This window comes from Nocardia sp. XZ_19_369, assembly GCF_015355715.1.
GTDB lineage: Bacteria > Actinomycetota > Actinomycetes > Mycobacteriales > Mycobacteriaceae > Nocardia.
Window position 1 is genome coordinate 52,824 of record NZ_JACVED010000011.1, and the last position, 13,170, is coordinate 65,993.

Below are 13,170 nucleotides of genomic sequence, written 5' to 3' on the forward strand. Positions count from 1 at the left end.
TCAGTGATCGAACGCGGTCGGATCGAAGAAGTCGGCGGCGGAATCGGCGGCGGAGTCCTGCGCAGCAGCGTCTGCCACGATCGGTGAGAACCTCCCGAATACCGGTCCTGTCCCATCCCAGCCATACGCGGATCGACTACCCGAGCCCTCGGACGACAGGATCGCGAGCTGGTTCAGATACCGCAGCGGAACCACGATTTCATCGCGGAACTGCTCGCCGTTCGTGTCGATCAGCCGTAGTCCGGTGACCCGGCCCGTATTCTCCTCGAGCACAACGCCCGACACAGAATATGCGTGTCGCGGCGACAGGCCGGTGCCGGAATGCTCTGTCACGCCGTCGGGGAGCGGGAGGGTGGATATCACCACCGTGTCGCCTCGTCGCAGAAGGGCGGCGATTCGATCGGCCACCCACTGTGCTACCACCGAATCATCGAGCGGCGCACCGGATTCCCACCGCGTCATCTCCGCGTACACCGGCGCGAGTTGTGCCGCCAGTTGCCCATAGCGCTCGGAACCCAGCCGATCAGCTAAGAAGGTGCGCAAACCGGTCGCGGTGCGCGGATCCTGGGCATTCAACCACTGCACGTAAGCCGAGTTGGCGTCCCGGCCGGACAGGCCGAGCCCCTCGATCCTGAGTGCTTCCGCCTTGGCGATGTCCCAAGTTTCGTGAGCGACCCAGTTGTCCAGGTAATCGCGCCAGTCGTGCTCCAGGTCCAGCAACTCGTGCGCGACCGCGCGGCTGCCACCGGCCACCTGCGCCAGCACATCCGGCCCCAGCATCATCGGATGCGCGAACAGTGCGTCATCCACCCCGCGTATCGGCAGTACCCGCCCCATCGCGCTGTACGCTTCCGCCGGCCACAGCGAGCGCGCGGCCTCCCCGGGCATCCCGCTTTCGATGCCCGCGTAGCCCTCGTCTCCACCGCGATAGATCGCCCAGGCCTTCTCGATCACCGCGGGCCACAACGGCTGCCCGCCCGCCTGTGCCCCGTACGCCACTTTTCCGTCGTAGGCATAGAACCGCCGATCCACCGGCACCCACACGGCACGCCGTTCGGGCGTGCTGAGCGCTGCTTCGCCGGTCGCCGATGTCACTCGGCCGTCGCCGTCCTCCTCCATGAACCGCACCTCCAGATCGCCGTCCGCGCGGAACCGGATCATCTGGCGCACCCACTCCGGGTGCCGATCCGCCAGACCGACGAGATCGGCGAGCAGGTAGCAGGTCCCGGCTTCCCCCTGCTGCACGTCGGAGGCGCGGGGCACATCACCGACCCCGAACAGCGGGCCGGGAACGTGCACCATGGTCGGCACCCGCGCACCGGCGCCTACCAGCAGTGCGCGATCGACCCGATGCCACACGGGCGCATCGCCGACTCGGGGGTCACGCACCAGAACCCGATCGGGGTCGGTCTCGTCGATGCGTATCACGACAATGGTTCCGGCCGGCAATGTCACGGTCTGCCCGGCCGCCACGAAGGTGATCGGCGCGCCGTCCGGGATACGCAGACCTGCCGCCGGAATGCGTTGCCGGGCTTGCGCCGCATCCACCGGAGCCGGCGTGAAATCACCGGCCGCTTCCTCGAGGCTTTGGTCTTCGAACTCCTGGAAATCCAGGTACGCGAAGTCCGCATGGGTTCGCAACCCAGCGGCCTGATCGTTCAGGTGAAGGAGCACAGCGACATTCAGGTCCGTCATATCCGACGGCTCGTTCGCGTAGTCGCATTCGGTCCCCGCGTCGACCATGACTTGCAATACTCCGGCACGGACCTCGATCTCCGCCGCCGCGGCGGCAGGAGCGCCGCCGAGCAGCGACGCATGAGTGAAACTCCGACCGCGGCCGAATAGACGCTGCTGTTCCTTGGTGATCGCGTACATGTTGCCGTATTCGTCCATCACCATGACGGCGAGCCGTTCCTGCGCATTCTGGTTGCCCTGCAACGAGTCGAAGTCGCGCGTGCTTGCCGTACCCCGCTCCATGCCTGCGGTGGTGTCGAATACCGCACCGTCGACCGAGTACAACCGGCCGTCCGGACCCACCACGATCCGGAACTTCTCGCGATCGGCGAACGAGATCGGTTCGTACTCCGTACCTGGCACCATCGGCCGCCCGGTAAACAGGCGATCGGCCGTTGTGTTCCGCTCCGGCACGCGGATATCGGTACCCGCGAAAACTGGTCGGCTGTATTGTTCCACAACGGGTTCGGTGTCCGGCTCCGTGAACTGTGCGCGGAAGGTCTCCCACCCTTCGGGCAGTGCCGTACCTTCGACGCCATCCGGAGCAGACGAATTGGTCGTATCGATGAGGTCGGCCGAGGGGTGAGAGTCAGCAGGAACTTGCTCCGGAGAACCGGCCAGGGCAAGCGGTAGCGCGACCGTATCCGAGCCATGGGCAAATCGAGTGCCCGGACCCGCGGAGGATAGAAAGGCGAACTGGTTGAGGTGCCGCAGCGAAACCACGACTCCATCACGGGACCGATCGCCGGATTGCCGCACGTTCGAGTCGATCAGCCGCAATCCGGTCACACGTCCCGTTTGTTCCTCGACCACCACGCCTGCGAGAAAATATGCGTGGTTGTGGAACAGGCCGCTGTCGGCATACCTTGTCGCACCGTCCAGCAGGTGCCGGGTAGTGATGATCACTGTGTCGCCTCGCTGCAACAAGTTTGCGACCCGGTCGGCCACCCACTGCCTCAAGACCGAATCATCCAGCGGCGCAGCTGATTCCCACCGCGTCATTTCCGCGTATACCAGGCGCAACTGTGGCCCGAGCTGTTGACAGCGCTCGACGCCCAGCTTCTCCTCCAAGAATGTGCGAAAGCCGGCGGCCGTGCGCGGATCGTGGGCTTTCAACCACCGCGCATGCGTCGACCTGGCATCACTCTCGGACAGGCCGAGCCCCGCGATCCTGATCCAGTCGGCGACAGCCTTGTCCCATGTCACGGGAGCGGTCCATTTTTGCAGGAGATCGCGCCAGTCGTGCTCGAGGTCCAGCAGTTCGTGCGCGACCTCATAGCTGCCTCCCGCCAACTGCGCCAACGTATCCGCACCCACCATCATCGGATGCGCGAACGTGGCATCGTCCACAGCACGGATCGGCAGTACCCGTCCCGCCGCACCGGGCGGATAAGCCGGCCACAGCACACTCGAGGTCGCCCCCGGGTACCCACCGTCGATTCCCGCGTACCCCTGGTCTCCTCCGCGATAGAGCGCCCAAGCCTTCTCGATCACCGCGGGCCACAGCGGCTGTCCGTCCTCGTGAGCCGCATAAGCCATCTGCCTGTCGTAGGCATGGAACCGTCGATCGACCGGAATCCACACCTCACGCCGAATCGGCTCGGTGAATTGCACTTCGCCAGTTGCCGATATCGTCCGTCCATTTCCGTTTTGCTCGATGAACCGCACCTCCAAGTCACCGTCGGAACGTGAACGGATCATCTGGCGCACCCACTCAGGATGCCGGTCCGCCAGACCGATGAGATCGGCAAGCAAGTAGCAGGTACCAACGTCACCCTGCTTCACATCGGAGGCACGAGGCATATCATCGAGCCCGAACAGCGGACCGGCGACACGCGTCACGGCCGGTACCCGCACACCGGCGTCCGTCAGCATCTTGCGCTCGACCTGATGCCAGACCCCGCTGTCGCCGGGTTCGCGCACCGAAACCTGAACGGGGTCGGTCTCGTCCACGCGCACCGCGACCGTTGTGCCTCCCGCCAACGACACAACTCCCCCGGCTGCGGCGAATGTGATCGTTCTACCTTCAGGGATTTGCACGGCTGCCGCAGGCAGGCGCTCCCGTGCTCGCGCCTCGTCCACCACCGGTACCGGTACCAGTACCGGTACCGGCATATTGGCCGCTTCCGCGTAACTCAGGTGCTCGAAGTCCGCGCCGATCCGCAAACCGATCCGCTGAGCACGCAGATAACTCAGCGCCGTCGAATTCAGTTCCGCCAGAGCGATATCCGTCGGTTCGTCCTCGTAATCGTATTCCGAGCCCCAATCGACCAGGACGCGCAGCACTCCAGCCCGCACCTCGATCTCCGCTGCCGCGGCGGCGGGAGCGCCGCCCAGCAGCGACGCATGGGTGAATTCCCGGCTGCGGCCGTATCCACGCTGCTGTTCCTTGGTGAGCGCGTACAGATTGCCGTACACGTCCATCACCATCATGGCGCGCCGTTCCGGTACGTGCGGATCGCTCTGCAACGCCTCGAAGTCGCGCGTACTTCCCGAACCCCGCTCAGCCGCCCACGTCGTATCGAAGACCGCACCTTCGATCGAGTACAACCGGCCGTCCGGCCCCACCACGATCCGAAACTTCTCTCGATCAGCGACCGACATCGGTTCGTAGTCCTCACCGGACTCCATGGGCTTCCCGGCGAACGGCCGGTCGGCCGCTGTCTTCCGTTGCGGCACCGGGATATCGGTGCCCGCGAACAGCGGACGCCCGTCGGGGCCGGCTGCGGGTCCGGCGTCCGGCTCCGTGAACACATCACTGAAGTGTTCCCAGCTCTCCGGCAGCAACGAACCCTCGCCCCGCTCACGCTCGACCCCACCGACCACCGACATCGATACACCGGAAACATCGGGCCGCGACGCCCGCGCAACAGGCGGGCCATGCACAACCACCTCGGGCGACTGCGATACATCCGGTCGAGTCGCGCGTGGCATCGCCGGAGCCTCGACCACCTCTTCGTCCCTCAGCGAAACGTCCGGTCGAGTCGCGCGCGGGACCGGCGGAGCCTCGACAACGGCTGCATCCCACGGCGAAACATCGGGTCGGGTGGCACGCGGGACCGGTGGCGGTCCGGCGGACGTCAGGTGGGTTGAGTACCCGGGTTCGGCACGAGCTGCCGCAACTTCCCCGTCCGACTCGAATCCCGCCGAGTCTGAATCGAAACTCGACAGGTTCGACAGGGCGTCCAGGTCGGTGCTGTCCCCGTCGCTTTCCGATTCGGCGGTGCCCGCCACGGCTTTTTCATTCGCGCCATGGAAGAACCAGGTGCCCGGGCCGGAAGATCCGATCCTGCCGAATTGATTGAGATGCCTCAGCGGGACGGAGACCTCCGGGTCGCCGTGCGGGTCACGCACGACAACCGCTGTGGGTTGTCCGCCCTGCCCGCCGGCGTGCTCGACCCGCACGACGGAATACGAATGGTTCGACTGTAATTCGGTATAGGTGCTTCCCGCGGCTTGCTGCTCCGATTTCGTGATCAGATTCACCGTGTCACCGCGCCGGAGCAGCGATTCAATGTAGTCGGCCAGCACCATTGCGGTCCGCTCGTCCGCCAAAGCGGCGTTCCCGTCCCATGCGGTGAGATAACCGATCAACCTGTCCGCCGGTACCCGCCACTGCGCTTCGAGGAAGTTCGCGAAGTCGACGGTATCGTCGAAGTCGACCTCGGTTTCCGCATCCTCGATCGCTTGGATGGCGGCAGCCATCTCCCCGTAGCTGACTCTCCCCTTGTAGACCTCATCAATAGTGTGGACGAGTTGCGCACGGTCCATGTTCGGCAGATCTTTCGGAGCCGAATTCGCCTGCACCATGACCGCCGCCGCCACCCTGGACGCGACCATCGACAATTTGAGATGCATCGTGCCTGCCGAAACGAAACCGGTCGAGTCGGCCCAACCCGCTACCATCTGGGCAAATCCGGAGAGCGAGACCTCGGGACCATCGGCGGATTCCTCGGTGGCATCTTCGGTCAACTCGGTCAGCAGGTCCGGGTCCGCCTCGAACAGGTGACCCACCGACAAGTCCAGGCTACGTGTCGGTTGCACACGACCGGCGAAGCCCGGCATCTGCGGCGGGCGCAACTGTCCGGCGGATATCCCGGGATTTCCTCCGTCGATACCCCCGTATCCCAGTCCCTTTCCACGCAACACTGCCCATGCCTTCTCGATCACCGCTGGCCACAATGGCCGCGAATCGTCCTGGGCCGCGTACAGCATTCCCCCGGTGGAGTTCTTGTAGAAGCTGTCGTCCACGGTGACCCACACCCAGCTGTCCTTCTCCGGGTCATAGAACCGAACGCTGAAGGTGCGTACCGGATCTGCTACACCCGCACGGATCTCCTCGCCCTCACGAATCATGTTTTCGATCAGGTCAGGATGACGTTCGGCCAACCCGATGAGATTCGATAGCAGATAGCAATCTCCGACCCTGCCCTGTCGAACATCCTCCGGTCGTGGACGGCCGTTGAACAGGAGCCCCGATGCCTTCTCAACATCGAGACTGAATATTCTGGTGGCATCAACGGTCAGCCACCCGGTTTTTGGGAAATGTAGATCGACCTTTTCCGGCGCCAGCGAATTGACCCGGGCAGCAACAGTAGAGGCGTCCAACCGCACCACCTGATCCGCGTCATCGACGCAGAACAACCCGGTAGCCTTCGGAATCCACCCGCTGCGGCTTTTGTCGTATTCGAATGCCGCAGCCGCCACAGCAGCGGGAAGTTCCACAACGGCTCCGTCGGACTTCCTGAGCTTACGAATCGGCGAATCGCCCATCATTGTCCAACCGGCGTGCTGAAAAACGGCACGCTGGGGAATCGGCACCAGTTTTCGGTGCGCGTCGGCCACCACCAGCTCGCCGTTCAATAGCTCGACGCTGGCAGCAGGCATGACTATCTGCGGGTCCGCGGGCGGTGTGGTCCTCTCGCCGCCCGGCTGCCGAACCGCCGAAGATTCCTGGAACCCGGCGGCTTCCGGAACCTCGGCCCGGAACGCCGCCGCCTCGGGCGTGGGTCCGACCGGCTCGCTCGGCAGCGACTGCACGAAATCCCGAGCGAATAGCAGTGCGTCCTCGTCGTCAGTAGTGGCGGCGGTTGGCACCCCGGGAACATCTATACCGCCCCGCGTCGAATGCCCTGCCCAGCTGTCCAATTCGCTCTGCATATGCTGGTAGTGCAGGGTGTCCACAACACCACCGCCGCCGGTGTGCACTGCCACCCAATAGTGCGGAGCACCGTCGGCACGGTTCAACATGAACGTGTTCAACTGCTGATGCGGTGGCCCGAAATGCAGGTGTGTCACACCACCATCCGAGTCGAACACATCCAAATTCAACGCCAATGCAGCAGTCGCCGACCGCAATAAGTAATCAGCAGCATCACTATTCCACGCCCCCTCCTTCAACAACTCGGTCAATTGCTGTGTGAACGCGACTCGCCGCTCCGCCACTGGCTCCGAAACCATGAACCCACCCATATAGTCATCCGGGCGAGCCAGCATCATCTGCACGACTCCATCTCGGAAGTCCCTCTGCGCGTCCCGATCAGCCACATCGATACCAATCGCCCGCGCCAGCGCCTCCCACAAACAATTCCCTGCACCGGGCTGTGACTCCCACACCCCATCCATACCTGGCGCACGAACGCCACCGATCCATTCTCGCACCTCACCCCCAAGACGAAGGGCGAAAAACTCAGCCGCGGACACCGACTCATCAGCCCCGCCACCGCGCAACCGCATTACGGACGTATCGGCCGGATCCGGCGCAGCATTCTCGCCCGTCGCAGGCGACGGATCCTGACTAGCGGCAGCCGTCCCGCGCTGCTTCTTCGCAGGCCTCTCGCCGATCTCCTCAGCCGCCCGCTGTCCCCCGGCCGCCGAACTGTCCAGGTCCAACCACTGACCGAATTGCTCTGGCCACTCACCTACCTCGTCCAGAGATGCCGGAGCATCCGGCTGAATGGCATTTGAATTCGAGACAGGAACCGATCCTTCAGCCGACGTACCGTCGGCGGAACCAGTCATGGGCGTATACCTGCCGCCTTCGGCCAGCAAGGCTACCGCCGGCCCATGCCCTTCGACAGCGTCGGATTGTCTGCCAGAATGCGACTTACCCACCACTAGGTCCAGGTGCTGGCGCCTGATCCACACCTCCTCCACAGCCAACTTGATCCTCAGAGAGTCGAACGTGGCACTGGTGTGCCCACCATCCGGTTTCCTGAAATAAACGCTGACCCGACCCCTGTCACCTCGCACTCTTGTAGTCGCCTGAACCAATGTTCCCTCATATCGGAAGACAATCCAGAGACCGGACCGGCGTAACAGTTTCGCGGCACTCTCGATCGAGATCCGCACCGGCGGACCGTACAACAACCCCTGGACGTCGTCGAGTTCACGTGAACGCAGTGTCCCCAAGACACTGGACAGGTTTCGTGCATTGGGCCCGACCACCGCCGCGGTCTGCACACGGCCGGGCACACCGACTTCCTGGACTGCTGATTCACCGGCTACACCAGCGGGGCCCGCGGGCGGGAAGAGATTGTCCAGCCAGGCGAAGTCATCTCCGTCCAGCTGTGCCGAATTGCCATAAGCGCCTGGTTCGGCATTCCCTGACGACTGGGCACGGTTTTGCTGCTCGTCGATGTCCGACTGCCATATGGCCTCGGACTGCACGCTGATATTCGACTCCGCAGCCCGGCCCAGGTCACGCCGGGCAACCCACACCTCGTGTACGCCCCGACTTGTCAGGGATTTCAATGATCTAGCTGTGGGTCGCCCGCTGGGCTGCTCGAAATTCAGTAGCAACGCACCCTTGCCATTTATTGTTGTAGATCCACGAACCAACGCTCCCGTCTCGTGCCGGAAGACCACCCAGATACTGGAGCGCGACAAACGGCGCTGCACACTCTGGAGCTCCTCGACACCGCTTATAGACAACCGTTCCGGAACGTCGCCAAGCAATCCTCGAATCTCAGCAAGCATAGAATCCGGCGCAGTCGGGCCCGATTCGATCCCCGCCCTACCGTCAACCGGCACAGCCACGGCTGCGTGAGCCGCAGCATCGCCGAGCGTGATCGGCGTGGGCTCACCAGCCAGTGCGGCTCGGACCTCGACAAGTCCTGTATCCACTGCGGACTGCGCAGCTACCTGATCCAGTCGCGGAGCGGTAACACTCGGGCTCGTGCCGGGCATCCCGAACACAGCCGGTTCCGAATTCAGCGCCTCCCGATCGCCACTCCGCACTGCCATGGTCGCGTTGTAATGCGCTCGCCCCACATGCAGAACCGTCAACCGTCTGCCGTTCGCTGGACCGAAGCTGTGAACCGCTCCCTCGCGCATCAACTCAGCCGACCCATCCGCGCCGGTCCGGAATGCCGAACCCGACACGATCCGGAGCGTAATCCCGCGCTCGGATAATAAATCTCCCAACGCTATAGGTGCAATGTCCGCGACGGGATTGGCCCACTCTCCCGGCCGCAAAGCATCCTCCAGTTGATTACGTGACCACCCGCGTAATCCGTACTCGTCACGATCCCATACCCGCTGCTGCGCCAGCCAGATCAGGACCATTCGCCGCAGCCCAACGACACTCCGCCACCTCGGCGGCAATAGATGCACTACGGACGAACGCAAGATCGATTCGTACAAACAATCTCCGGACGGCGCCACCACAACCTCCTGCAAACCCTCCCGCGACAAGCGATCCCGCTGCCCCGTGTCTGCCTGAGGTGGCAACCCCGGCAAGGCACCCAGCCCATGGTCGAGGCCACGCCATCCGATCCACATCTCGCCGACTCCCAGGTCGGCAAGCTTCCGCGAGAAGCTCTCGATCGCCAGTTTGATCTTTTTATCGCCACCGACGTGGGAAAATTCGGCAATGACTGGACCGAATTCCGCAGAAGGGTTCGTTCTGTATGTTGATCCCCGAACCAACCGGCCCTCAGTATCTCGATACGCAAACCGCGTCCGTGGCCAGCGCAGTTGAACTGCCGCAACAGCGAGCGGGGCCAGTACGAGCTCGCCACCCTGTGGTTCTCGGGTCTCGACAAGTCCCATATCCCCAGCAGTTCCGGCCGACGGCTCGAACTGCGTTACTTCGGGCTCCGAGCGCGGCACTTCAAGCGGCTCGCGCATCGGCAATGACCAGGCGATCGAGTCGAACACATCCCGGCGAATCCACACCTCGCGCACACCCCGTAACCGTCGGAGTCTATCGAACGTGGTATTCGTCCTCCTGCCGTCAGGTAGCTTGAACCTCAGGTGTATGACCGCCTTAGTCGCCCATGTGTACCCATAAACGAACCTGCCCGATTCATCTCGAAAGACGACCCCGACACCAGGCTTGCGCAACGCCGCCTCGGCGTCCTCGATAGAGATCCGCACGGGCTCACCAACCAGCCGTCCGCTTATCCGATCGAGTTGCTGTTTCGTAACGGCCGGGCTCGTTCCAGACCTCCCGAACACGGCGGCTCCAGACAACAGCTCCTGTTCATCGATTGTGGCACGCGCATCATCCACCCAGGTGTGGTCGATCTGTCCGAGATCAGCGGCGACAGACTGCAGCTCCATCGCGTCGATAGCCGCATGCGCGTCATCCAGCCACGAGAAGTCGTCCTGCTCGAGGGCAGAGCGGGTCGGGTCGCTGTGCTGTTGCGTGCTGTGGCCATCCGAGGCATCCATACCGCCCCGCGTCGAATGCCCCATCCGGCCATGCAGCTCACCTGGCATATGCTGGAAGTCCACGGTATCCACGACCGCGCCACTACGTCTGTGCACCGCGACCCAATAGTGCGCACCGCTACCAGCACGGTTCAACATGAAAGTATTCAACTGCTGCGTGGGCGGCCCGAAATGTAGATGCGTCACAACACCATTCGAGTCGTGCACATCCACGTTCAACTTCAACGCAGCGGCCGCCGAGGGCAACAAGTAGTCAGCGGCATCACTGTTCCACGTGCCCTCCTTCAGCAACTCACGCAACTGCTGCGTGAACTCGGCTCGACGCTCCGCCACAGGCTTCGAAGCCATGAACTCACCCAGGTACGCATCCGGGTTCGCCAGCATCTTTTGCACGACACCCACCCGGAAATCCCGATGTGCGTCCCGATCAGCTACATCGACACCAACCGCCCGTGCCAACGCCTCCCACAAGCAATTCCCCGTACCGGGCTGCGACTCCCACACACCATCAACTCCCGGCGCACGAACACCGGCGATCTCTTCACGCACCGGCAGCAGCCGCGCCTTGATCAACCACTGCACCCGGCTGTGGTACCGATCTCCCGATTCGGGCAGAGCGGTGCGAGGGTTCGCCACCACCTCGGTGATCACATACCGCATACCTGGCGGAAGCAGATACTCCCGCTCCCCCACCTTGGTACTGGCGGCACCGATCCAGATACCGGGCGTACCGGCCGGCAGTTCCAGCTCCAGCTGGTAACGAAGGCTCCGGTACATGTTCGGTGCCGCGACGCCGATGCTCGTCGACATAGGCGCAGGCTCGACCTGTATCGAGCCGATCAGGTTGCTGAGATCTGCTGGACTGACCGGATTTCCATTCGTCCCACGCAGGTGAACGATCGTTCCGACCCCGCGCACCACCCGGACCGGCTCCGGCAGGGCCTGGCGGTGCAGGCCCGTGACGAAGGTATTGATGTACGTGGCGATCTGTTCGTAGGTCACGTGTGCGCGTCCGTCGGCCATCGCGCCCATATCCGCGGAGAGCTTTCGATAGCTCATCGAGTTTCGCTCGAACTCTCGCAGCCTGACTCTCAGGGCTGCCGGATCGCCGCTGCTGAGGAGGTGGTCGTACACATCGGCCTGCGGCCCCGCTGGCAATTTCGCTCGTAGCGCATGGATTTCGTCCGCCGAGGGCAGGTTGGCCATGATGCCGTCTTTGAACGAGATCGTGTAATCCCGCTCGTAGTCGTCGCGCAACGTCCGGAAGAGCTGCTCGGGATCGTCGGCCCGCATGAAGTGGACGACCCCGTCGTAGTTCGTGTAGTTCCGGATGGTGTCGTACTCGACGGGATGCTCAGCCGCTAGCCTGTCGCGCACCGGCCCGAGCAATTCTTCGGCGTAGCGCTCGGCCTCCGCATCGGAGGTGAAAACCCTTGCCACGGAACCCGCTTCGTCGGATCCAGCACCGCGCAACCCCGGTATGTTCGGATCGTTTGCGAGCAGCGGGGTCTCCCGGTCGGTGAGACTGTGGCCGACCGGGCCTGAATGCGTTGTCGCCTGAGGGTATTCGTGGGGGAGTGCGGATGACCCCGGCGCCGAGGGTGCGGAGCGACCACCTTCGACATGCTCGGCTGCTGCCGCGGTCTTCGACGGATAGATGGTTGCCGCACGGGGACCCAGCTCTCCGGACCCGAGCACCCACTCGTTGCCGACTCCAAATGCGTGGAGAACCGTGAACTGGTGCAACTCGACCAGCGGCACAAAGATCGACTCGTCAGGCCCGTTCGGATCACGTACCTGTATGCCGGTGGCCCTGCCCGATTCCCACTGGACGTGATCCACAACGTAGGAGTGCCGGTCGACCAGGCCGGTACGCGGGTGCTGCCGGCTGCCACCAGGCCAACGCACTCGGGTTGCCAATGTCACCAGATCGCCCCGGGCGCGCAGCTCGTGGCATCGACCGGCCAGCCACTCGGCGACACATGTGTCGGTCAACGCCTCTTCGCCCGAGATCCACTGCGACATATGCGTTTCCATGCGATCGAGCGCATGCTTCAAGTGGCCGTGCACAAACTTCGCGAACTCCCACGGATCCGACAGGTCGAACGCGGATTCCTGCGCGCCGCGCTGTCGCTCGATGATCGGCAGTACGTCCTCGATCACCCGCGCGAGACCCGCACTTTCGAACAGCTCCACCAATTCGTGGCGGTCCATATTCGCGAGGTGTGCCGGGCTGGTCGCGGCGATACCCAGCTGTTCACCGATCTTCCACAGGAGATCGACCAGCAGCACGACGCGCACGTAGTTCACAAAGTCGGGGCGCCCGTTGTTCTGGCCCGCCACCAACGGGTGGGAGTGCCAATCGCGCGGCACCCACTCCAGAATCAGTTGAGCGAAACCGTCGCTCGGCGCGCCCGCCGAGGCCAGGAGCCGGGCCAACGTGTCGACATCCAGCTGTGTGGGATCGGCCAGAATAAATTCGCGGATACCGCGGCGAAACTGCGGTGCACGCCACCCTGGTGCCGTGCTCGGCAGCAGGCTCGTCGCGGCCTGTGCGGGCTGCCCACCATCAATGCCGAAGTATCCGAGTGCACCGCCCCGGTAAACCGCCCAAGCCTTCTCCCACACCGCGACGGCCAACGGCTGGTCACGTCCTCCGGCATAGAGCAGCTCATCGGCACTATCGACGTAGAAGACGTTATCGACCCGGATCCATATCTCCCGGTTGCCCTCGAAGAACAGCACGCTGTAGGTGTTGTC

The 13,170-nt window shown here is 63.6% G+C and carries 1 protein-coding gene (cut by a window edge); it reads right to left on the reverse strand.

The genetic code is table 11. From position 1 onward, the window contains the following. Window positions 1–13,170, reverse strand: the end of a protein-coding gene (locus IBX18_RS34975) for a C2 family cysteine protease (protein WP_194837746.1). 19,230 nt of this gene lie beyond the right edge of the window; only the last 13,170 of its 32,400 coding nucleotides appear in the window; its start codon lies off the right edge, out of view; its stop codon occupies window positions 1–3.